This is a genomic window from Allocatelliglobosispora scoriae (assembly GCF_014204945.1).
Classification (GTDB): Bacteria; Actinomycetota; Actinomycetes; order Mycobacteriales; family Micromonosporaceae; genus Allocatelliglobosispora; species Allocatelliglobosispora scoriae.
Genome location: NZ_JACHMN010000002.1, coordinates 4,171,548 through 4,192,932, shown reverse-complemented (window position 1 = coordinate 4,192,932; position 21,385 = coordinate 4,171,548). Strand labels below are relative to the sequence as shown.

The 21,385-nt window shown below is 68.8% G+C and carries 20 protein-coding genes; 8 read left to right on the top strand and 12 right to left on the bottom strand.

The genetic code is table 11. From position 1 onward, the window contains the following. Positions 1–24 precede the first annotated feature (24 nt). Positions 25–300 (bottom strand): hypothetical protein, encoded by a 276-nt coding sequence (locus tag F4553_RS24695; RefSeq protein WP_312875337.1) that lies wholly within the window; start codon positions 298–300, stop codon positions 25–27. 179 nt (positions 301–479) lie between these two features. Here F4553_RS24695 and F4553_RS24690 point away from each other — a divergent pair, with 179 nt between their 5' ends. Further along, positions 480–1,877 (top strand): cell division protein PerM, encoded by a 1,398-nt coding sequence (locus F4553_RS24690; protein WP_184839745.1) that lies wholly within the window; start codon positions 480–482, stop codon positions 1,875–1,877. On the opposite strand, the gene F4553_RS24685 is transcribed toward F4553_RS24690, so the two are convergent. From F4553_RS24685 to F4553_RS24675, 3 genes are all read right to left on the bottom strand, one after another. Next, positions 1,874–2,098 (bottom strand): hypothetical protein, encoded by a 225-nt coding sequence (locus tag F4553_RS24685; RefSeq protein ID WP_184839743.1) that lies wholly within the window; start codon positions 2,096–2,098, stop codon positions 1,874–1,876. The genes F4553_RS24690 and F4553_RS24685 overlap by 4 nt on opposite strands. 164 nt (positions 2,099–2,262) lie before the next feature. Then, positions 2,263–2,550, bottom strand: a complete 288-nt coding sequence (locus F4553_RS24680) for a CD225/dispanin family protein (protein WP_184839741.1) — start codon at positions 2,548–2,550, stop codon at positions 2,263–2,265. A 104-nt stretch (positions 2,551–2,654) separates the two neighbouring features. After that, entirely contained in the window at positions 2,655–3,176 is a 522-nt protein-coding gene (locus tag F4553_RS24675) for a DUF4190 domain-containing protein (protein ID WP_184839739.1), read from the bottom strand. Between the two features lie 136 nt (positions 3,177–3,312). Between F4553_RS24675 and purN the strand changes: the two genes are divergently transcribed. Together purN and purH are read left to right on the top strand one after the other, a co-directional pair. Then, positions 3,313–3,933, top strand: a complete 621-nt coding sequence (gene purN / locus F4553_RS24670; protein WP_184839737.1) for a phosphoribosylglycinamide formyltransferase — start codon at positions 3,313–3,315, stop codon at positions 3,931–3,933. Next, on the top strand, positions 3,926–5,515 hold the full coding sequence (purH, locus tag F4553_RS24665; protein WP_184839735.1) for a bifunctional phosphoribosylaminoimidazolecarboxamide formyltransferase/IMP cyclohydrolase: 1,590 nt from the start codon (positions 3,926–3,928) through the stop codon (positions 5,513–5,515). Before purN ends, purH begins: the two co-directional genes overlap by 8 nt. Positions 5,516–5,605: 90 nt before the next feature. Here purH and F4553_RS24660 read toward each other — a convergent pair whose 3' ends face one another. The 5 genes from F4553_RS24660 to F4553_RS24640 all read right to left on the bottom strand — a co-directional run bounded on the left by F4553_RS24660 (position 5,606) and on the right by F4553_RS24640 (position 11,306). After that, positions 5,606–6,616 (bottom strand): ABC transporter ATP-binding protein, encoded by a 1,011-nt coding sequence (locus F4553_RS24660; RefSeq protein ID WP_184839733.1) that lies wholly within the window; start codon positions 6,614–6,616, stop codon positions 5,606–5,608. Then, entirely contained in the window at positions 6,600–7,643 is a 1,044-nt protein-coding gene (locus F4553_RS24655; protein ID WP_184839731.1) for an ABC transporter ATP-binding protein, read from the bottom strand. Before F4553_RS24655 ends, F4553_RS24660 begins: the two co-directional genes overlap by 17 nt. A 7-nt stretch (positions 7,644–7,650) precedes the next feature. Further along, positions 7,651–8,616 (bottom strand): ABC transporter permease, encoded by a 966-nt coding sequence (locus tag F4553_RS24650; RefSeq protein ID WP_184839729.1) that lies wholly within the window; start codon positions 8,614–8,616, stop codon positions 7,651–7,653. After that, a complete protein-coding gene (locus F4553_RS24645) occupies positions 8,609–9,532 on the bottom strand; it encodes an ABC transporter permease (RefSeq protein ID WP_184839727.1) in 924 nt (307 codons plus the stop codon). The genes F4553_RS24650 and F4553_RS24645 overlap by 8 nt, the downstream gene beginning before the upstream one ends. A 139-nt stretch (positions 9,533–9,671) precedes the next feature. Continuing rightward, a complete protein-coding gene (locus tag F4553_RS24640; protein ID WP_184839725.1) occupies positions 9,672–11,306 on the bottom strand; it encodes a peptide ABC transporter substrate-binding protein in 1,635 nt (544 codons plus the stop codon). A gap of 434 nt (positions 11,307–11,740) precedes the next feature. Between F4553_RS24640 and F4553_RS24635 the strand changes: the two genes are divergently transcribed. Then, entirely contained in the window at positions 11,741–12,604 is an 864-nt protein-coding gene (locus F4553_RS24635) for a bifunctional methylenetetrahydrofolate dehydrogenase/methenyltetrahydrofolate cyclohydrolase (RefSeq protein ID WP_184839723.1), read from the top strand. Positions 12,605–12,709: 105 nt separating this feature from the next. Here F4553_RS24635 and pcrA read toward each other — a convergent pair whose 3' ends face one another. Further along, a complete protein-coding gene (gene pcrA / locus F4553_RS24630) occupies positions 12,710–15,097 on the bottom strand; it encodes a DNA helicase PcrA (RefSeq protein WP_184839721.1) in 2,388 nt (795 codons plus the stop codon). 280 nt (positions 15,098–15,377) lie between these two features. Here pcrA and F4553_RS24625 point away from each other — a divergent pair, with 280 nt between their 5' ends. Together F4553_RS24625 and F4553_RS24620 are read left to right on the top strand one after the other, a co-directional pair. Next, positions 15,378–17,093, top strand: a complete 1,716-nt coding sequence (locus F4553_RS24625; protein WP_246466514.1) for a bifunctional metallophosphatase/5'-nucleotidase — start codon at positions 15,378–15,380, stop codon at positions 17,091–17,093. Between the two features lie 259 nt (positions 17,094–17,352). Continuing rightward, positions 17,353–17,661, top strand: coding sequence for a chorismate mutase (locus F4553_RS24620; protein WP_184839717.1), 309 nt, complete (start codon positions 17,353–17,355; stop codon positions 17,659–17,661). Between the two features lie 60 nt (positions 17,662–17,721). Here F4553_RS24620 and F4553_RS24615 read toward each other — a convergent pair whose 3' ends face one another. Beyond that, complete coding sequence (locus tag F4553_RS24615) at positions 17,722–18,375, bottom strand: response regulator (RefSeq protein WP_184839715.1); 654 nt, start codon at positions 18,373–18,375, stop codon at positions 17,722–17,724. Then, positions 18,372–19,571: an ATP-binding protein gene (locus tag F4553_RS24610; protein ID WP_184841165.1), complete on the bottom strand. Its 1,200-nt coding sequence runs from the start codon at positions 19,569–19,571 to the stop codon at positions 18,372–18,374. Before F4553_RS24610 ends, F4553_RS24615 begins: the two co-directional genes overlap by 4 nt. A 180-nt stretch (positions 19,572–19,751) precedes the next feature. On the opposite strand from F4553_RS24610, the gene F4553_RS24605 reads away from it, so the two are divergent. Then, entirely contained in the window at positions 19,752–21,059 is a 1,308-nt protein-coding gene (locus tag F4553_RS24605; protein ID WP_184839713.1) for a PspC domain-containing protein, read from the top strand. Next, positions 21,056–21,244 carry a hypothetical protein gene (locus F4553_RS24600; RefSeq protein WP_184839711.1) on the top strand — a complete coding sequence of 63 codons (189 nt, stop codon included), beginning with the start codon at positions 21,056–21,058 and terminating at the stop codon, positions 21,242–21,244. Before F4553_RS24605 ends, F4553_RS24600 begins: the two co-directional genes overlap by 4 nt. Positions 21,245–21,385: the final 141 nt, after the last annotated feature.

Below are 21,385 nucleotides of genomic sequence, written 5' to 3'. Positions count from 1 at the left end.
GCGTGATGTCGGCTCCCGCTGCCGTCAGTTGCGGTTGATCGCCCAGATGCCGCCGACGATGGCGCTCACCAGGCTCGCCGCGATCGCGACGTATCCGAGCACCGGCGACTTGCCGGAGGCCTTCGCGTCTCGGATGGAGAGTGCGCCGAGGATCAGGCCCACGATCGGGCAGCAGATGAAACCGACCACGATGCCGATCCAGCCGAAGAGCTCGGTGCGGTCCTTCTTGGCGGGCGTACCGGGCATGGGCGGGGGAAACGATGACGGCACCGGCGATGACGGTGGCGGGTTGTAGGTCACGACGACCTCCTTGGAAAGGCGACCTTGAGCTGAGCCTAAACCCCATAAATCGGGCGCGACGGGTACTTCGTGGTTATCCGTGGTCCTTTGTGGTTAGGTAGCGCTTGATGGTCACCCCGCGCGAGCCCGAATGGCCGACCGAAGCGAGCCTGAGCTCTGCCGAGGCCGAGCACTTGCGCGTGCGCGACCGCTCGGAGTCGGCCGGCCGGCACGACACCGTGCCGCTCGACCTCTCCCGGCCCGCCGGGCCCGATGATCCACGCCGGTCCCGCCAGGTGGAGGCGCGCCGACCGCACAGCGGCCGGGCGCCCGTCGGCCCGCCGGGGGTCCCCCGGCAGCGCGAGCCGGTGCCCGATCGCCGCCGAGCCCCGCTCGCGGTGGCCGCCGTGATCAACACGTTCTGGGCCGCAGCCGTCGTCGTGGTCCCGATCCTCGCCCTCGCCCTGCTCGCCCCCGCCATCTGGAGCGCCGGGCCCTCGCTCGGCGCCGCCCGGATCGGCCTGGCGATGTGGCTGCTCAGCCTTGGTACGCCGCTGTCCACCTCCGTCGGCACGATCGCTCTCGCGCCCCTGGGCATCGGCGCCTTCGCCCTGTGGCGGGTGATGCGGGCGGGCGTGCACACGACGAGGGCGATCGGGGCACGCGGCAACGGCAGGCCTCGGCACGCCGTCGTCATCGGCGCCGCGTGCGGGCTCGTCTACGGGGTGCTCGCCGGACTCGTCGGCTGGTTCGTCAACTCCGACGTCGTCGGCGTGGCGCCGCTGCGAGCCGCCCTGCAGGGGCTGGTGCTGGGCGGTGTCGCCGGCATCCTCGGCGCGATCAAGGCGACGGGGTCCACGCGTACTCTCGCTCGACGGGTCCCCCGGGTGGTGCGCGACGGTACGCGTACCGGCGTGGTCGCTGCTCTTCTGGTGATCGGAGCCGGCGCGGGCGTGATCGGCCTCGCCATCGCGACCCATTACGAGGTGGCCGGGAAGATCCTGGAGCAGTACAAGCCGGGTGGCGCGGGCAACCAGGCCGGGGTGACGCTCGCCTCCCTCGTGCTCGCACCCAACTTCGCCGTCTGGGCGGCGTCCTACTTGGTGGGACCGGGCTTCGCGCTCGGCACCGATTCCGTCGTGCGCGCCTCCGGCGTGGCGATCGGCGGCCTCCCCGCGATCCCGGCCTTCGCCGCGCTGCCCACCGGGCCGCTCACCGGAGTCGCCACGATGCTGCTCGGAGTGCCCGTGCTCGCCGGGATGACCGCGGGCTGGCTGCTGGTCCGACGGCGCCTGCGCCCGCGCCAGGGGCTCGTTCCGGTGGTCCACTGGGGACATGTGCTGACCAGCTCCATCGTGGCCGGTCCGGTCGCCGGGGTGCTGCTGGGGATCGCCTGCCTCTTCTCGGGCGGGCCGCTCGGCGATGGCAAGCTGGCCCAGATCGGGCCCGATGCGCTACGGGTGGCGCTGGTCGCGACGGGTGTGATCACCATCGGGACGGTGCTCGGCGCGATCGGCACCCGAGCCGCGCGAGGCCTCGGCGGCCTGGGCGCGCTGACGGGCCGCCCCGCGAGTGCGGAACGGCCCGTCGAAGGCTAAGCCGTGGCGTAGTAGCCGATGATGACGACCACCCAGAGCGCCAGGATGCCGAAAGCGACATACGCGAGGGTCGCCGGCTTGCCGTGCTTCTTCGCCTGCAGCAGCGACAGGATCGCGAAGACCAGGCCGAGCCAGCCGCCGCAGATCGAGAACACGATGCCGAGGATGCCGAACAGCTTGGTGTTGTCCTTGACCGCGGGGGCCGAGGGGGGGATGGTCACGTTTCCTCCATGGGTGCAGATACGCCGGTAACCCCGTCACCAGCGGAGTGTCATATTCCGCATATTCGCAGTGCGGGTCAACGGCCATTCGGAGGAGCCGACCGAGGCCAAAAGATCGACGGCGGTCCGAAGTGGACCGCCGTCGCCGGAGCTGTGCAGGAGTTTTAGTAGCTGGTCGTCGCGGCGTCGCTCGCGAAGAAGAGGAACCAGGCGGCGCAGCAGATGCAGACCAGCACGTACCACGAGATGCCGACGATGAGTGCGAGCTTGGACCACTTCTTCGACTCGGTCGCCGCGTTCTGGGCACCGGCGAAGTCACCTGCGGCGAGAAGGGGGTTGACCTTCGACGCGTTGATGATGGCGGGGATGGCGAGCGGCCAGAACAGGAAGATGGCGATGATCGACATCGTCATGTTGTTGTCGACCTGCGGCTGCTGAGGCGGGTATGTCATGGTGGGGTACTCCTGAAGCGAGAGGTGTAGACGTGACAGGAGTTTACTGATGGGGTCAATGGGGGCGGCCCCTCCCTGCGGCCACCCCCATCAGCGATTTCCGGTCAGGGCTTGTACTGGTCGTACAAATCGTCCTGCCAGTGCGTCGCGAATCCGACGAGTGCACCGATGATGGCGATGACGGCGAGGATGATGCCGACCCACGCGGTCCACTTCATGCTGGCCCGGCCGTCCTTGACCCGCTTGAGGTGCAGGAAGCCGAGGATGAGCGCGGGGATGCCGCCGATGAAGGGTGCGCCGTCGATGCACCAGCAGCAGCAGCAACCGGTGGCGATGATGCCGAAGACCAGCGAGAGCCAGCCCAGCAGGTTGCTCTGGCCGCCCATCCGCTGATAGACGCCGGCGGCACCGCTGGGCGGCGGATTCATCGCACCGCCACCCGGGATGATCGGCGGCGGCGGTGGCGGTGCGTAGGTCGGGCCGCCGGGCATCGCCGCTCCGGACCCGACTCCGGGCGCTGCGGGAGGCAGTGGCGGCAGCTCCGGCGGGAGCGGGGGCGCAGGCGGCACCGGCGGCACGGAGCCCGAGGGCACCCCACCAGGCACGGATTCAGGTGGCTGAGTCATCTAACTCTCCATTCGTGGCCGCTTTTGCCGCTTTTGCACAAGATATGACATTTACCGGCTCTGTCTGGTGGATTTGCTCGATCAATAAGGGATTCCCGGTGTCAAGAGCCAGCACCAGGCGTTATAGGGTGACCGCGTGACAGCTCGCGCGGCCGCCCGCCTCGTCGTCCTGGTCTCCGGTTCCGGCTCCAACCTGCAGGCCCTCCTGGACGCCTGTGCGGACCCCGCCTACGGTGCGCAGGTCGTCGCCGTCGGCGCGGACCGGGCGGGGATCCTGGGACTCGACATCGCGGAATCGGCGGGCCTGCCCACCTTCGTGGCCCGAGTGGCCGATTTCACAGACCGCGCCGCCTGGGACAAGCACCTCGCCGACACGGTCGGCGGTCACGAACCTGACCTGATCATCGGGGCCGGATTCCTCAAGCTCGTCGGCCCGGCGTTCCTGGCGAGCTTCGGCGGGCGCTACATCAACACCCACAACGCCCTGCTGCCGGCCTTCCCCGGGATCCACGGTCCTCGCGACGCGCTCGCCTACGGCGTGAAGATCACCGGCGCGACGCTGCACTTCGTGGACGAGGGCATCGACACGGGGCAGATCATCGCGCAGGTGGCCGTCCCGGTGCTCGACAGCGACACCGAGGAGACGCTGACCGAGCGGATCAAGGAAGCCGAACGGGCCCAGCTCGTTGATTACGTCGGGCGCCTCGCCCGCTACGGATGGACCATCTCCGGACGAAAGGTTGTTTTGGGTGTCTGACCAGGAGCGCAAGCCGATCAAGCGTGCCCTCATCAGCGTCACCGACAAGACCGGGCTCTACGCCCTGGTCAACGCGTTGCGCGAACACGGCGTGGAGATCGTCGCCACCAGCTCCACCGCTGCCTTCCTGGAGCGCATGGGCCCGCCCGTGACCCGGGTCGAGCAGCTCACCGGCTTCCCCGAGACCCTCGACGGCCGGGTGAAGACGCTGCACCCGCGCGTGCACGCGGGACTGCTGGCGGACCGGGACAACCCCGACCACGTGGCTCAGCTCGCCGAGCTCGAGATCGAGGGCTTCGACCTGCTCATCTCCAACCTCTACCCGTTCCAGCAGACGGTCGCCGCGGGCGGCGACATCGACGCCTGCGTCGAGCAGATCGACATCGGCGGCCCCGCGATGGTCCGCTCGGCCGCGAAGAACCACCGCAGCGTCGCGGTGGTGATGGCGCCGCAGGACTACTACACGGTGATGGCGGCCCTCGACGCCGGCGGCTTCACCCTCGCCGAGCGTCGCAGGATGGCGGCTCGCGCCTTCGCCGAGATCGCCGACTACGACATGGCGATCGCCCGCTGGAGCGCGGCCCACCTCGTCGACGACGTCGCCGAGGTGCCGCAGCCGGGCGAGACGTGGCCGGAGTTCACCGGCAACGCCGGGTGGCGGCTCACCTCCCTGCGCTACGGGGAGAACCCGCACCAGTCCGCCGCGCTCTACCTCGACCCCTGGGCCCCGCCCGGCCTCGTGCGGGCCGAGCAGCTCGGCGGCAAGGAGATGTCCTTCAACAACTTCGTCGACGCCGACGCGGCGTGGGCTGCGGCCAACGCCTATGAGGGCGTGGCGTGCGTGGCGATCGTCAAGCACATCAACCCGTGCGGCATCGCGATCTCGGCCGACAACGTCGCCGAGGCGCACCGGCTCGCCCACGAGTGCGACCCCCTCTCCGCCTTCGGCGGCGTCATCGCGGCCAACGTGCCGGTCACGGCCGAGATGGCCAAGCAGGTCGCGGCGGTGCTGACCGAGGTCATCGTGGCACCCGCCTTCGATCCCGAGGCGATCTCGATCCTCACCGAGCGCAAGAACCTGCGCATCCTGGTCGCGCCGCCCTACGTGCCCGCGCCGATCGAGCTGAAGCAGATCTCGGGCGGCTTCCTCGCCCAGGCTCGCGACTTCATGACCGCCGAGGGCGACTACGTGGAGAACTGGCGCCTCGTCTCGGGCGAGCCGGCCACCGACGCGCAGCTCGACGACCTCGAGTTCGCCTGGGGTGCCTGCCGTGCGGTGAAGAGCAACGCGATCCTGCTCGCCAAGGGCGGTGCGACCGTCGGCATCGGCATGGGCCAGGTCAACCGGGTCGACTCGGCCCGCCTCGCGGTGGGCCGGGCCGGTGCGGAGCGCGCTCGCGGTTCGGTCGCCGCCTCGGACGCGTTCTTCCCCTTCGCCGACGGCCTGCAGATCCTCATCGACGCGGGGGTGTCGGCGGTCGTCCAGCCCGGCGGCTCCATCCGCGACGAGGAGGTCATCGCCGCGGCCAACGCCGCCGGAATCACGATGTACCTGACCGGCGCACGGCACTTCTGGCACTGAGCGACAAGATCGTCGCAACTCTTCAAGAGTTGTGCTTAAGGCCTGGCGGCCTGAAGCGACAACTCTTGAAGAGTTGCGACGATCTTCGCGTTACGCCACCACCTGGCGGAGCTCGGCGAAGTGGCAGGCCGACGGGTGCGGGTCCACCGCCCGCCGGATGAGCAGCGGCTCCTCGGCCGCGCAGCGCTCCTGAGCCTTCCAGCAGCGCGTGCGGAACCGGCACCCGGACGGCGGGTTCGCCGGTGACGGCACGTCGCCCTCCAGCCGGATCACCTCACGGTGCGCCCGGGCCTCCGGATCCGGCACCGGTACGGCCGACAGCAGCGCCTGCGTATAGGGATGGGTAGGACGTCCGTAGATCTCGTCCTCGGTCCCCAGCTCGACGATCTTGCCCAGGTACATGACGGCGACCCGGTCGCTGATGTGCCGCACCACCGACAGGTCGTGCGCGATGAAGATGTAGCTGAGGTTGAACTCGTTCTGCAGCCGCTCCAGCAGGTTGATGACCTGTGCCTGGATCGAGACGTCGAGGGCCGAGACCGGCTCGTCGCAGACGAGCACCTCCGGCCGCAGCGCGAGCGCCCGGGCGATGCCGATGCGCTGCCGCTGGCCGCCGGAGAACTGGTGCGGGTAGCGGTTGATGTGCTCCGGATTGAGCCCGACGAGGTCGAGCAACTCCTGCACCTTCTTCTGCCGGTCCCCGCGCGGGGCCACGTCGGTGTGGATCTCGTACGGCTCGCCGACGATGTCGCCGACGGTCATCCGGGGATTGAGCGACGTATACGGGTCCTGCATCACCATCTGCACGTTGCGGCGCAGTTTCCGCAGCTCGGAGCCGCCCATCTGGTAGATGTTGCGCCCGTTGAGCAGGACCTTGCCCGCGGTCGGGTTCTCCAGTCGCATCAGGAGCTTGGCGAGCGTCGACTTGCCGCAGCCGGACTCCCCCACGATGCCGAGCGTCTCGCCGCGCTGCAGCTCGAAGGTGACCCCGTCGACCGCCTTGACCGCGCCGACCTTGGACTTGAAGAGGATGCCCTGCGTGATCGGGAAGTGCTTGACCAGGTTCTCGACCTGCAGAATCGTGTCAGGAGAGACGGCCATCGAGCAGCTCCTTCGCAAAGTGGCAGGCGCTGGTGCGGCCTTCGCCCAGCTCCAGCGAGACCGGCACCTCGGTGACGCAGATGTCCTTCGCATAGGGGCACCGGGGGTGGAACGCGCAGCCGGTCGGCGGGCGCATCAGGTTGGGCGGCAGGCCCTTGATCGTGGCGAGCTCGGTGCCCTTGTGGTCCAGGCGCGGGATCGACTCCAGCAGCCCTTTCGTGTACGGGTGGGCGGGCTGCTTGTAGAGGGCGCGCACGTCGGCGTGCTCGACGATGCGGCCGGCGTACATGACGGCGATCCGGTCCGCCACGTCGGCGACGACGCCGAGGTCGTGGGTGATCAGGATCATCGCCATGTTGAGATCGCGGCGCAGACCGGCGAGGAGATCCATGATCTGCGCCTGCACCGTGACGTCGAGCGCGGTCGTCGGCTCGTCGGCGATGAGCACCTTCGGGTCCATGGCGAGCGCCATCGCGATCATGACGCGCTGCCGCATACCGCCGGAGAACTGGTGGGGGTAGTCCTTGATCCGGTCCTTGGCGCCCGGGATCTTCACCAGCTCCATCAGCTCGATCGCCCGGCGGGTCGCGTCCGACTTGGACATCCCGGCCCGGCGCCGCAGCGTCTCCGAGATCTGGTAACCGACGTTGAAGACCGGGTTGAGCGCGCTCAGCGCGTCCTGGAAGATCATCGAGATCTCCGCGCCGCGGATCTGCCGCCGCTCGTCGGCGCTCATCGCGAGCAGGTCCCGGCCCTCCAGGAGGATCCGGCCGCCCGTGATCCTGCCCGGCGGCATGTCGAGGATGCCCATGATCGTCTGCGCGGTGACGGACTTGCCCGAGCCGGACTCCCCCAGCACCGCCAGCACCTCGCCGGGGTTGAGGTGGTAGGAGACTCCGTTGATCACCTTGGCGACGCCGTCGCGGGTGTGGAACTCGACGAAGAGGTTGTCGACCTCCAGCAGGTGCCCGCCGCCGAAGCGGTCGGCGTGGGCCGCGGGCCCACCGCTCACAGAGATGTCAGTCATCTGGTCCTCACCGCAGCTTCGGGTCGAAGGCGTCGCGGATCGCGTCGCCGAGCATGATGAACGCGAGCACGGTCAAGGCCAAGAACATGGAGGGTACGGCGAGCGGCGTCACCTTCTCCCGCATGTGACCGCGCGAGTCGGAGATGTCGATGCCCCACGAGATGCTGGGCGGTTTCAGGCCCACGCCGAGGAAGGAGAGCGTCGCCTCGCTGGCGATGAAGGCGCCCAGCGCGATCGTGATGATCACGAGGAACGGCGCGACCACGTTGGGCAGCATGTGCCGCCACATGATCCGGCCGTTGCCGGCACCGAGCATCCGGGCCGCCGACACGTAGTCCTGCTGCTTCGCCGTGATCACCGAGGACCGCACCACGCGGGCGGCGGTCGTCCAGCCGAGCAGGCCGAGGATGAGGATGAGCGTCGCGACGCGCAGCCCCTGGTTGCCGGTCGGCACCCGCTTCATCAGCACGATCGCGCCGAGAAGCAGGGGGATCGCCAGGACGATGTCGACCATCCGGGAGATGATCGCGTCGGCCCAGCCGCCGAAGTATCCGGAGAGCATGCCGATGACCATGGCGATGATCCCGGCGAGGATCGCGGCACCGCCACCCACCAGCAGCGAGTTGCGGGCGCCGTAGACCGCGTGGGCGTACACGTCGCAGCCTTGGAAGTTGTAACCGAAGATCGCGGAGCCGCTCGGTGCCGCCATCTGCTTGTCCAGGCTGCACGCGTTGGGATCGGCGCTGGTGAACAGTGACGGCCAGCAGGCCATCACGATGACGACGACGGCGATCAGCGAGGCGATCCAGAAGATCGGATTGCGCCGCAGCACCCGCCAGGCGTCGGCGGCGGCACTGCGTACCTTCGCCTGCTCCGACGGCGTGGTGGGCTGGCCGGGCGCGCCGGGCTCGCCCGCCAGGCCGGGGGTGGCCGAGTGCAGCTCGGTGGCGCCGACGGTCTCGAAATCACTCATAACGGATCCTCGGGTCGAGTACGGCGTAGAGGAGGTCCACGATCAGGTTCACCACGATGTAGATGATCACCAGGACGCTGACGATGGTGACCACCGTCGGGCCGTCCTCGACGCCGATCGCGCGGTAGAGCAGCCCGCCGATCCCCGGGATGTTGAAGATGCCCTCGGTGACGATCGCACCGCCCATCAGGTTGCCGAGCTCCACACCGAGGAAGGTGACGATCGGGATCAGCGAGTTGCGCAGCACGTGTACGCCGATCACCCGCTTGCGGGTCATGCCCTTGGAGGTCGCGGTCCGCACGTAGTCGGCCCGGAGGTTCTCCCCCACCGAGGCCCTCGTGAGCCGCATCGCCGTCGCCAGGGAGAGCGAGCCGAGCACGAGGCCGGGCAGGATCAACGACCAGACCGGCTGGTCGGAGGTGTAGATGACCGGGAAGATCTTCCACTTGATGCCGAAGATGAACTGCGCGAGCGGCGCCAGCACGATCGCCGGGATGCCGATGACGATCAGGGTCAGGATCAGCGTGGAGTTGTCGAAGATGCCGCCGCGCCGCAGCGCCGAGATGACGCCGGCGGTGACACCGAAGAGCACGGTCGCGATGATCGCGATGAGGGCGACCTTGCTGGTGAGGAGCAGCGCTTCGCCGAGACGGTCGAAGACCGGCTGGCCGTTGAAGTTCAGGATGTCGCCGCTGAAGAGATCCCGCAGGAAGTAGTAGTAGCGCTGGAAGAAGCCGTCGTTGAGGTGGAAACGCTCGGTGAGCTGGGCGCGCTGCGACGCGCTGACCGGTTTCTCACCGGCGAGCGCCTGGATCGGATCGCCCTGACCGGCGAACATCAGCGCGAATACGACCAGCGTGGCCCCGAAGAAGGTGAGTACCCCCTGGAGCAGGCGCCGCACGATGAAGCGGAACATGTGTCAAGTCTCTCCGTATTTGGGAGGGTTCCCGGTGGATTCCGCCAAATTGGGGGTGGCAGAACTTGGCCGGACATGACTGTGGCGCTGTCCGGCTCCGGAAGGGACCGGACAGCGCCACAAGAGAGCTACGGCTGGGCTAGCCGATGTATTCGATCTTCATCAGGTCGACCCGGTTGAAGAGGTCGATCTCGACATTCTTGACCTTGGTCGAGATGCCGTAGTTGTTCTGGCCGAAGCGCAGCGGGAGCACCGGCAGATCCTGCGCGAGGATGTCCTCGGCCTGCTGGTACTTGGCGATCGCCGCCTCCTGCGTCGCAGCCGCCGAGCCCTCCGCCACCAGGGCGTCGAAGGCCGGGTTGCTGTAGCCGTAGTAGTTCGACGAGCCGCGCGTGGTGTAGAGCGGGCCGAGGTAGTTCTCCATCGACGGGTAGTCCATGGACCAGCCCATCCGGAACATGCCGACCGCTTCCTTGTTCTGGACCTTGGTCAGCAGGTCGGCGAACTTCGGCTCGGCGAGCGCGGTGCAGTCGACGCCGAGGTTGGTCTTGAGCTGGTTGCAGGTCGCCTCGACCCAGTCCTTGTTACCGGCGCCATCGGCGTTGTAGCTGATGGTGAGCTTCGCCGGACCCTGGTTGGCCTGGTAGAGCGTCTTGGCGTCGCCCGGCTTGTACTCGCACGCCGCACCGCAGGTGTTGTCGCGGTAACCCGCCACCACCGGGGAGACGAACGAGCGCGCCGACTTCTGCGTGCCCTTGAAGATCTGGGTCACGATCGCGTCGCGGTCGATCGCCATCGAGATGGCCTTGCGGACGTTCGGGTTCGAGTAGTTCTTGTCGTAGGTCGGGAACGCCAGGATGCTCAGCGCCGAGGCCGGGCTGTGCAGGTAGCGGTCACCGAGGTCGCCCTCGACGGTCGACAGGTTCTCGGCGGGGATCGCCTTCATCACGTCGTTGTCGTTGGCGAGCAGCGCGGCGTACTCGGCCGAGGGCTGCTGGTAGACCTTGAACTGCGCACCGGAGATCGTCGGCTTGACGGAGCCGGCGTAGCCGTCGTACTTCTCGACCTCGATCTGCTGGTCGTGCTTCCAGGTGCCCTTCATCTTGAAGGGGCCGTTGCCGATCGGCGCGTTCTCGAAGTCGGCCTTCAGCTTGCCCTCGGACTCCCACGCCGCCTGCGGCAGCGCGTAGAAGGCGGTGTAGCCGATGATCGACTTGAACTCGCTGAACGGCGCGCTCAGCGTCACCGTGAACGTCGTGTCGTCGACCTTCGCCAGGCCCTTGAGCTTGTTGGCGGACGGCGCCGGCGCGGTCTGCGGACCCGTACCGTCGGGGTCGAGCGGGTTCATCGCGGCGTAGCCGTCGATCTTCTCGAAGAAGTAGTTGTTGTCCTGGGCGTTCGGGCCGTAGGCGCCGTAGTTCCAGGCGTTGATGTAGCTGTCGGACGTGACCTTCTCACCGTTGTGGAAGGTCCAGCCGTCCTTGAGCTTGATCGTCCAGACCTTGTTGTCGGTCGTCTTGACCGACTCGGCCTGCACCTCGACGGGCTTGTTGTCCGCGTCGAAGTCGACCAGCGGCGCGAAGAGCGCCGCCAGCACCTGAGAACCGCTGACCTCCGAGGTGTTGGTCGGGATCAGGTGCTTGGGCTCGGCGATGCCGATCCTCACCACACCGGCCGAGCTGCCACCACTGTCGCTGCCGCTACCGCAGGCCGCCAAGCCGAGCGCTGCGACGAGCGGGATCGCGGTCCAAGAAGCGAGCCTACGAACCTGCATTGAGCCTCCTCATGTCCTCACGCTGCGTAGTCACCACCGCGAGGGGTGGCGACCGCACAACGTCCGGCAAAGGTAGGTCGGAGCAGGTGGCCCGCACAACTTCGACTATCACAGGTCAGTGACGATCGGTGCACGTTGACTTGCCTGTCTTCCCCTCGTCCTGGTATTAGGACGCCGCCCAGCCGGTCGGGCGAATAGTACCGGATTATGTCGTAATAGGCCGTAACCCGTGCCGCTGTCGCCGAGAGAGGTCCGTGCTCCTCCGTCGTAGCAACCCAGAAATTATGTGCCTATTTGTCGTCTCACGCTGTGGAATCGATTAACGCAGAGCACACAGGGTGAGCTTGTTCATAAAGTCATAACAACATCGATAGTACTTCGATCATGAATGGCCGAGGTCGCCGCCGCCGGGGCGGTCGGTAGGATCTGGCCACGTGACCGCAACGATCCTGGACGGCAAGGCGACCGCTGCGGCGGTCAAGGACGAGCTCCGCTCCCGCGTCACGGCGCTCGCCGCACGAGGCATCACGCCCGGGCTCGCGACCGTGCTGGTCGGTGACGATCCGGGTTCCCGTGCCTACGTGGCCGGCAAGCACCGCGACTGCGCCGAGGTCGGCATCGCCTCCATCCGCGTCGACCTGCCCGCCGATGCGACCCAGGCCCAGGTCGAGGCAGCCGTCGCCGAGCTCAACGCGGACCCCGCCTGCACCGGGTTCATCGTGCAGCTGCCCCTGCCGCGGGGGCTGGACGAGAACCGGGTGCTCGAGCTCATCGACCCCGCCAAGGACGCCGACGGGCTGCACCCGATCAGTCTCGGCCGCCTCGTGCTCGGCGTCGCCGCACCGCTGCCGTGCACGCCCCTCGGGATCGTCGAGCTGCTCCGCCGCTATGGCGTGCCGCTCGACGGAGCCGAGGTGGTCGTGGTCGGCCGGGGCACCACCGTCGGGCGGCCGCTGGGGCTCCTGCTCACCCGGCGCAGCGAGAACGCCACGGTCACTCTCTGCCACACGGGCACCCGGGACCTCGCGGCGCACACCCGGCGCGCGGACATCATCGTGGCGGCCGCGGGCGTCCCCCACCTCATCAAGCCTGAGATGGTGCGGCCCGGCGCCGCCGTACTGGACGTGGGCGTGACGCGCGTCGAGTCGGCCGACCCGGACGGCAAGGCACGGCTGCTCGGCGACGTCGACCCGGCCGTCGCCGAGGTCGCGGGGCACCTCTCCCCCAACCCCGGCGGCGTCGGCCTGATGACCCGGGCGATGCTGCTCGCCAACGTGGTCACCCTCGCCGAAGCGTAGAGCGCCCGTCAATTGGCGGCCGGCAAGGCGCGCGGCGCCGCCGTGTGCGCCCTTTGGACACAAGGCGACGAGCAACGCCGCCAGGCGCCGATTGACGGGCCGCTCTCAGATCTTTTCGATGGAGGCGTGGCGAAGGACGAGCCAGACGGTCTGCTCGCCGAAGTCGACCTGAGCCTGCGCGCGCGGGCCGTTGCCCTCGACCGCGAGCACCCGGCCCATGCCGTAGCGCTGGTGCAGCACCCGGTCGCCCGCCGCCAGCGACGGCACCGAGGCGGCCGCGAGGTCGCTCGCGGTCGCGAGCTTCGACGGGTCGATCCCGATCTTGGAGGCGATCGCCGCGGCGCGGCTCGTGCCGCCGGTGAAGGTGCTGGTCGCGCCCGCGTTGCGCTCACGCCCGCCGATCCCACCACCCCATGAGGTGTACGCCCCCTGGGTGCGCTCCCAATCCGTCACCTCGGGCGGCAGCTCCTCCAGGAACCGCGACGCCGGATTGTAGGACGGCTGCCCCCAGGCGGACCTCGTCACCGCCCGGCTGAGGAAGAGGCGCCGGCGGGCGCGGGTGATCCCGACATAGGCGAGGCGCCGCTCCTCCTCCAGCTCCTTGGCGTCGCCGAGGCTGCGCTGGTGCGGGAAGACGCCGTCCTCGAGACCGGTGAGGAAGACGACCGGGAACTCCAGCCCTTTCGCCGTGTGCAGCGTCATCAGCGTGACCACGCCCTGGTGGTCCGGATCGTCCTCGGGGACCTGGTCGGAGTCGGCGACCAGCGCGACCTGCTCCAGGAACCCCGCGAGGGTGGGCAGCTCATCGCCCTCGGACGCCTCGAGCCGCTCGGTGTATTCGCGGGCGACGCTGACGAGCTCCTGCAGGTTCTCCAGGCGGCCCTCGTCCTGTGGATCGACGCTCGTCTCCAGCTCGGCGAGCAGGCCCGAGCGCGACAGCAGCAGCTCCAGAACCTGCTCCGGCGGGGCGGTCTCGGCGAGCACCCGCGCCTCGTCGAGCAGCTCCACCAGCCCGCCGATCGAGTTGGCCGCGCGCGCGGAGATGCCCGGCGCCTCACCCGCGCGGCGCATCGCGGCGCCGAACGAGATCCGGTCGCGGGAGGCGAGCGCCTCGACGCACGCCTCAGCCCGCTCGCCGATCCCGCGCTTGGGCGTGTTGATGATGCGGCGCACCGAGACCGTGTCGTCGAGGTTGGAGACCGACCGCAGGTAGGCGAGCGCGTCACGGACCTCCTTGCGCTCGTAGAAGCGGACACCGCCGACGACCTTGTAGGGCAGGCCGAAGCGGATGAAGACCTCTTCGAAGACGCGGGACTGCGCGTTGGTGCGGTAGAAGACGGCGACGTCACCCGGGCGCGCCTCACCGGCGTCGGCGAGCTTGTCGATCTGGCGGGCGACCCAGTCGGCCTCGGAGTGCTCGGTGTCGGCGACATAGCCGACGATCCGCTCGCCCTCGCCCTGGTCGGACCAGAGCCGCTTGGCCTTGCGGCCGGTGTTGCGGTCGATCACCGCGTTGGCGGCGGTGAGGATCGTCTGGGTGGAGCGGTAATTCTGCTCCAGCAGGATCGTGCGCGCCTGCGGGTAGTCGCGCTCGAACTCCAGGATGTTGCGGATCGTGGCACCGCGGAACGCGTAGATCGACTGATCGGCGTCACCGACGACGCAGAGCTCGCCGGTCTGGCCGACCAGCTCCTTGACCAGCGTGTACTGCGCGTGGTTGGTGTCCTGATACTCGTCGACGAGGACGTGCTGGAAGCGGCGGCGATATTTCTCCGCGATGTCGGGGTGCGACTGGAGCAGGTGGACGGTGCGCATGATGATGTCGTCGAAGTCCAGCGCGTGCGCCTGCGCCAGCTTCGCCTGGTAGAGCGTGTAGACCTCGCCGAGGATGCGCTGCTGCGGGCCCGCCGGGGTGAAGGACTCCGGGTCGATCAGCTCGTTTTTCAAGTTGCTGACCTGCGCCGCGAGCCCGCGCGGCGGGTAGCGCTTGGGATCGATGTCGAGCTCCCGGGAGACCATCGTCATCAGCCGCCGCGAGTCGTCCGCGTCATAGATCGAGAAGGTGCTCTTCAGCCCGGCGTGCTCGTGCTCGGCACGCAGGATCCGCAGGCAGGACGAGTGGAAGGTGGAGACCCACATCATCCTGGCCCGGGGGCCGACCGCCTGCGCGACCCGCTCCTTGAGCTCGCCGGCCGCCTTGTTGGTGAACGTGATCGCCAGCACCTCGCCCGGGTGCACGTGGCGCGCGGCGAGCAGGTAGGCGATGCGCTGCGTCAGCACCCGGGTCTTGCCGGAGCCGGCGCCCGCCACGATCAGCAGCGGCGATCCGCTGTGCATGACGGCTGCACGCTGCGGGTCGTTGAGACCCTCCAGCAGCTTCTCCGGATCGACGGCCGGGCGTCTCGGCTCCGGCGATGACGGCACGACGGCCGCCGACGGCGAAGCGGCGCTCTCAGCGGGTGTGGCTGCGGGGAGGTCAAAGAGTGCATGCATGGTGCGCCGAGTCTATTCCGGCGCACCGACATCGCCATCAAGACAACACCGAACGCTCCTGGCGCTGTTACCTCCGGAGCACCATGATGATCGGTGACGATCGTTTCCCTTCCTATCGGAGGCATCCCCAATGTCCGATCTTGGTCGGCAGAGGCAACCGCAAACCAGGCTTACCCGCCTCGTTCGCACCCTGGGCGTTCCCGCCCTCGCTGCCGCGGTCATCGCCACGCTACCGCTGGCGAATTCGCAGCCCACTGCGGCTGCGGAGCGCTGGACCCCGATGACCCCCGTCTCGGTGACCTACGGGGCGGCCACGGCACAGGCCCTCACCGCGCGCGGCAACCTGCTCGCGTTCAACGACTTCCACGGCGCCATCGACCCGCCGACCGGCAGCGGCGCGGCGGTGAACGGCACTCCCGCGGGTGGCGCGGAGTACCTCACCACGCTGGTGAAGCGGCTGCGCTCGGAGGCGACGGCAGCGGGCAAGTCGTCGCTGACCGTCGGCGCCGGTGACCTCGTCGGCGCGTCGCCGCTGGTCAGCGCCGCGTTCCACGACGAGCCGGCGATCGAGCTGATGAACAACGCCGGGCTCGACCTGAGCTCCGTGGGCAACCACGAGTTCGACGAGGGCATCACCGAGCTCAAGCGCCTGCAGCGCGGCGGCTGTCACCCGACCGACGGCTGCGCCGACGGCGACGGGTTCAGCGGAGCGGACTTCCGCTACCTCGCTGCAAACGTTCTCGACAAGCACACCAAGCTGCCGATCCTCGACCCGATCTCGCTGCGGATCGTCCAGGGCGTGCCGGTCGCCTATGTCGGCATGACCCTGGAGGCGACGCCGACCATCGTCAACCCGGCCGGCATCACCACGGTCGAGTTCCGCGATGAGATCGAGGTCGCCAACTTCTACGCGAAGCTGCTGCGCTTCATCGGCATCAGGTCGCTCGTGCTGCTGATCCACGAGGGCGGTACGCAGAACGTCACGCCGGCCGACCCGTCGAGCTGTGCCTCGTTCGCCGGACCCATCACCGACATCGTCGGCGGCCTCGACCCGGCCTACGGCATCGTCGTCTCGGGCCACACGCACCGGTTCTACTCCTGCGCGCTGCCGAACTCCTCGGGCGCCAGCACGGTCGTGACCAGCGCCGGCACCAACGGCCAGCTCGTCACGAACATCGACTACACGCTCGACAAGCGGACCTTCAAGTTCACGTCCGTCTCGGCGAGCAACGTGATCGCGGAGAACGGCGTACGCAACCCCGACGGCACCTGGCAGACCTCCGCGCCGGGCGTTTTCGTGCGCAACCCCGCCCTGGTGGACCCGGCCGCCAAGGTGATCGCCGACAAGTACCGCGTCGCCGTCGCACCGCTCGCCAACCGCGTGGTGGGCGCCATCACCGCCGACATCACCCGCACGGCCCTGCCGAGCGGCGAGAGCGTGATGGGCGATGTCATCGCCGACGCGCAGCTCGCCTACACCGCGGCGTCCAACGGTGCCGTGATCGCCCTCATGAACCCCGGCGGCGTCCGGGCCGACATCGCCTACTCGGCCTCGCCCGGTGGCGAGCCCGCCGGCGCGGTGACCTACGGCGAGGCCTTCACGGTCCAGCCCTTCAACAACCTGGTCGTCACGCAGGCCTTCACCGGAGCGCAGATCAAGGAGGTGCTGGAGCAGCAGTTCGCCGGGTACGCGGGCCAGAGCACCACGCGCATCCTGCAGGTGAGCAGCGGCTTCACCTACACCTACACCGCTTCCGGCCCCCTCGGCTCCCGCGTGTCGAACATCGCGCTCAACGGGACGCCGATCGACCCCGCGGCGACCTACAAGGTGACGACGAACGACTTCCTCGCCAACGGCGGTGACGGCTTCACCAACCTGAAGCTCGGCACCGGTCGGGTCTTCGCGCCCGGCTTCGACGTGGACGCGCTCGTCGCCTACCTCGGGGCGGCTCCGGTCTCCCCGACGGCTGCCAACCGGATCACGCGCCTGCCGTAAGGATTCATCTCCCGGTATGCGTATCGCCGTGTGCGCGAGCTCTCCCATTTGCTGGGAGGGCTCGCGCACACCCCGTTGGCTGTGGCAAGATGGGGAGCGTGATCAAGCAGGTGCGATTTTATTTTGCGGCTTCGGGAGCTTCCCCAGCCGCTGGTCGCGTCTGATCACACAGACCTGCCAAGCCCTGGACTCCCGAAGAGTCCGGGGCTTTTTTGCGTCCGGGCTCGTCAATCCCGACCTTCAGCTAGGAGAACGAGAGATGAGCATCACCACCGCACCGAAACTGGCCGACGGCATCAGCGGCACCGGCACCAAGGAGCACGCCGCGGCAGAGGAGATCGTCGCTCTGCGAGAACGAATCGATGAGATCGACGCCACGATCATCGCCCTGTGGCGGGAGCGCGCGGCGATCTCCCAGCGGGTCGGGGCGACCCGGGTCGCGTCCGGCGGCACCAGGCTCGTGCTGTCGCGCGAGCGCGAGATCCTCGACCGTTTCCGCCAGGAGCTCGGGGCCGACGGCACCCAGCTCGCCCTGCTCATCCTCCGAGCGGGCCGAGGCGCGCTCTGAGCAAGCTGTCAGTGGAAGGGCCCTACCTCATGACCCGGTAGGGCCGGCGACCCGGCCTCGTCACACCAGGCGGCGGTCGGCCGCCCAGCGGGACAGCTCGTAGCGGTTGGACATCTGCAGCTTGCGCAGGACATTGCTGACGTGCGTCTCGACCGTCTTGATGGAGATGAAGAGCTCCTTCGCGATCTCCTTGTAGGCGTAGCCCCTCGCCAGCAGGCGCAGCACCTCGCGCTCGCGGTTGGTGAGCTGGTCCAGCTCCGGATCGGCGAGCGCGGCATCGGGCCGGGCGGCGAAGGCGTCGAGCACGAACCCGGCGAGCCTCGGGCTGAAGACCGCGTCACCGTCGGCGACGCGGCGGATCGCGCCGGCGAGCTCGTCCGGCGAGATGGTCTTGGTGACGTAACCCCTGGCCCCGGCACGGATGAGCCCGATCACGTCCTCGGCGGCGTCGGAGACGCTGAGCGCGAGGAACTTGACGTTGGGCGTGGTCTTGCGGATCGCCTCCAGCACCGCCCGGCCACCGCCGTCGGGCATGTGGACGTCGAGCAGCACGACATCGGGGGTATGCCGGGCGATCTGCGCGATCGCCTCCTGCACCGTGGCCGCCTCCCCCACGACGTCGACGTGGACGCCGAGCTCCGCGCGGACCCCCGCCCGGAACATCGCGTGGTCATCGACGAGGAAGACCCGCAGGCGCCGCTCTTCCGTGCTCATGAGTTCTCCTTCGTTGGCAGGGTGAGGCGGACCTCGGTGCCCTCGCCCGGTTCGCTGCGGATCTCCGCCTTGCCGCCGTGCCGCGCCATTCTGCCCACAATGGACCCGCGTACGCCGTGCCGGTGCTCCTCCACAGTCGACATGTCGAAGCCGACTCCGCGGTCCCGGACGAAGACGCTGATCTCCGTGGGCTCCACTTCCGCGTAGAGGGCGACGGTGGTGACCTTAGCGTGCCGGGCGGCGTTGACAAGCGCTTCTCTCGTCGCCGCCACGAGTGCCGCCGTGTGCTCGTCGACCTTTCGATCGCCGACCACGACGGTCTCGACCACGATGGCGTAGGTGTCCTCGACCTCGGCCGCCGCCTGCTCGATGCCGGCCGCGAAGAACTCCTCCGCCGAACCGGTCGGCTTGTAGAGCCAGCTGCGCAGCGAGCGCTCCTGCCCGCGGGCGAGCCGGGTCACCGTGGCGACATCACCGGCGTTGCGCTGGATCAGGGCGAGCGTGTGCAGCACCTGGTCATGGATCATGGCGGCGAGCTCGGCCCGCTCCTGCTCGCGGATGCGGCCCTCCCGCTCCGACCGCAGCGCGCCGAAGGTGCGCCACAGCATCGGCGCCACGACCACGCCGACCCCGGCGAGCGCGACGAGGGTGAAGACGAGTGCCGTGATCAGCGAGGATGTGTCCGGCCCACCGCCCTTGAGCGGCCAGTTGATCAGGGCGACCCCGATCACGCCCACCGAGACGAGGATCGCACCGCCGATGAAGCGCACCACGAAGGCGGGGCGATCGCGCTCGCCCAGGGCTCGGCCGATCCAGGTGGACCGGGCTCGCCCCGGGTCGGCCTGGTGCCAGATGACCCCGGCGCCGACCGCGACGAGGGCGATCAGCAGACCCGTCGCGGCCGCCATCGTGTCGGAGTGCAGCAGGAAGTAGACGCCGAGGACGACGCAGATCGTGAGCGCGACATACGACAGCACGCGGCGCCGGTCGCGCTCGACGGGTGGGCCCTCGACGTCGTCCTTCACCACGGCCCAGTAGATGGCGTAGATCACCGCGCCGATGCCGTTCCAGGCGAGCAGGGCGACGAAGGCGAGCCGGACGATGGCCGGGGAGACCCGCGTGTGCGCGGCGATGCCTCCGGCCACTCCGGCCACGATGCGGTCGGAGCGGCTGCGGCGCAGCGGGGGGACGGTGATGACGAGCTCCTCGGTCTGAGCGGACGATTCCGGGCTTCCTCCGATCGTCACACGCCCATCGGCCGATGACCACCGGATGCGACCCTGACCTTGCGGGATGCGCTCAGGGTCGCAGGATCAGGGTGGCCTCAGGGTCGGTGCCGGAGGCGGCTCGGCAACGTCGTACCCCAGGATTTAGCCATGACCGATAATCACGACGCGCCGCCGCCCGGTGCGACCCCGACCCCGGAGGGCACCGACGCCCCGACGGAGGCCGGATCGACGGCTGAACCCAGCCCGCCGACCGGTGGTACCCCTCCGCCGGGGGCACAGGCACCGCCACCCAGTGGTGCCTTCGCCGCCCGGTACGGTCTGATCCGCCCGCGCCAACCGCGCGTCTTCGCCGGTGTGTCGGGCGCCATCGGCAGGGCGACGAACACCGATCCCATCCTGTGGCGGGTGCTGTTCATCGCGCTCGCGTTCTTCAGCGGTCTCGGCATCCTGCTCTATCTCGCACTCTGGCTGGGTACGCCGGCCGACGGCGACTCCGCCTCACCGATCGAGTCCCTCTTCGGCCGGGGCCGCTCCAGCACCTCACCGGTTCTCACGGTGATCATCGGCGTCATCGCATTGATCGCCTTCGGTGGTGTCACCGACAATTGGCACGTGGCGGTGATCGGCGCGCTCATCGTCGGGCTCGTGGTCGCGCTCTCCAACCGCAATCGAGGAGGTCAGGTACCGGTCATGGAAGAACAGCCTGTCTGGACACCCCCCGCCGACGGGTCGGAGGATCCGACCGCCGCGTCGGCGTCAGCCGGTTACCGTCCCCCCTTCGCACCGCACGGCCCCTACGCACCGGCAGCTCCGCCGCCGGCCGTGGTGCTGCCGCTGCCGCCGAAGGAGCACTCCCGCCTGGGCAGCATCGTCTTCTCGATCGGGCTGCTGGTCATCGGCGTACTCGGCATGATCGATCTGAGCAATGTCGCCTCCATCCCGGCGGGCGGCTACATCGCGGCCGGGCTGATCACCGTGGGTCTCGGCCTCGTCGTCGGTGCCTTCATCGGTCGGGCCCGGGGCCTGATCGCCCTCGGCATCGTCCTCACGGTGGCGCTCGCCATCGTCGGCCCGTCCGGCGACTGGAAGCGCTCACGCAGCGCCGGTGGTGACGTGACCTGGCAGCCGACGAGCCTGAGCCAGCTCAACGACCGCTACGAGCACCAGTTCGGCCAGGCGACGCTCGACCTGAGCGAGCTCGACTTCACCGGCCAGGACCGGGACCTCACGGTCCAGATCGAGGGGGGCGAGTTCGAGATCAAGCTCCCCGACAATGTGGACGTCGAGGCGATCGCCAACGTCAAGCTCGGCGATGTCAAGCTCTTCGATCGGGACTCCAGCGGGGTCCGGGTCAACGACTTCACCGTGACCGACCTCGGTGAGGACGGCGCCGGCGGCGGCAAGCTCCGGATCACTGTCAACGTCACTGCAGGGCACGCGGAGGTATCCCGATGAAGAAGCACAGCACCGATGTCCTCTCGCTCGTCTTCGGTCTCGTCTTCGTGGTCATCGCCACCGGCTGGCTGCTGCGGCACACCATCTCGATCGAGCTGCCGGACTTCGGCTGGTTCGTCGCGGGCGGCCTGATCGTGGTCGGCCTGATCGGCCTGGCCGGCGCGCTGCGCGGCTCGCGAAAGTAGCACCACGCGCCACCGGACGGCGTGCCACCGAGCTTTCCTCCTCGGTGGCACGCCGTCCGGCTGTCCCGGCCCGAACCCGACCCGGTCACGTTTTGCAGCAAAGCGTGGCCTGGACGCGAAGCGAGGCCACGCTTTGCTGCA

What these genes read in the sequence shown, in the direction of transcription:
- F4553_RS24680 (WP_184839741.1), bottom strand. Translation starts at nt 2,550, where the DNA reads ATGACATACCCGCCTCAGCAGCCGCAGGTCGACAACAACATGACGATG.
- F4553_RS24675 (WP_184839739.1), bottom strand. Translation starts at nt 3,176, where the DNA reads ATGACTCAGCCACCTGAATCCGTGCCTGGTGGGGTGCCCTCGGGCTCC.
- F4553_RS24660 (WP_184839733.1), bottom strand. Translation starts at nt 6,616, where the DNA reads ATGGCCGTCTCTCCTGACACGATTCTGCAGGTCGAGAACCTGGTCAAG.
- F4553_RS24655 (WP_184839731.1), bottom strand. Translation starts at nt 7,643, where the DNA reads ATGACTGACATCTCTGTGAGCGGTGGGCCCGCGGCCCACGCCGACCGC.
- F4553_RS24650 (WP_184839729.1), bottom strand. Translation starts at nt 8,616, where the DNA reads ATGAGTGATTTCGAGACCGTCGGCGCCACCGAGCTGCACTCGGCCACC.
- F4553_RS24645 (WP_184839727.1), bottom strand. Translation starts at nt 9,532, where the DNA reads ATGTTCCGCTTCATCGTGCGGCGCCTGCTCCAGGGGGTACTCACCTTC.
- F4553_RS24640 (WP_184839725.1), bottom strand. Translation starts at nt 11,306, where the DNA reads ATGCAGGTTCGTAGGCTCGCTTCTTGGACCGCGATCCCGCTCGTCGCA.
- pcrA (WP_184839721.1), bottom strand. Translation starts at nt 15,097, where the DNA reads ATGCATGCACTCTTTGACCTCCCCGCAGCCACACCCGCTGAGAGCGCC.
- F4553_RS24625 (WP_246466514.1), top strand. Translation starts at nt 15,378, where the DNA reads ATGACCCCCGTCTCGGTGACCTACGGGGCGGCCACGGCACAGGCCCTC.
- F4553_RS24620 (WP_184839717.1), top strand. Translation starts at nt 17,353, where the DNA reads ATGAGCATCACCACCGCACCGAAACTGGCCGACGGCATCAGCGGCACC.
- F4553_RS24615 (WP_184839715.1), bottom strand. Translation starts at nt 18,375, where the DNA reads ATGAGCACGGAAGAGCGGCGCCTGCGGGTCTTCCTCGTCGATGACCAC.
- F4553_RS24605 (WP_184839713.1), top strand. Translation starts at nt 19,752, where the DNA reads ATGACCGATAATCACGACGCGCCGCCGCCCGGTGCGACCCCGACCCCG.
- F4553_RS24600 (WP_184839711.1), top strand. Translation starts at nt 21,056, where the DNA reads ATGAAGAAGCACAGCACCGATGTCCTCTCGCTCGTCTTCGGTCTCGTC.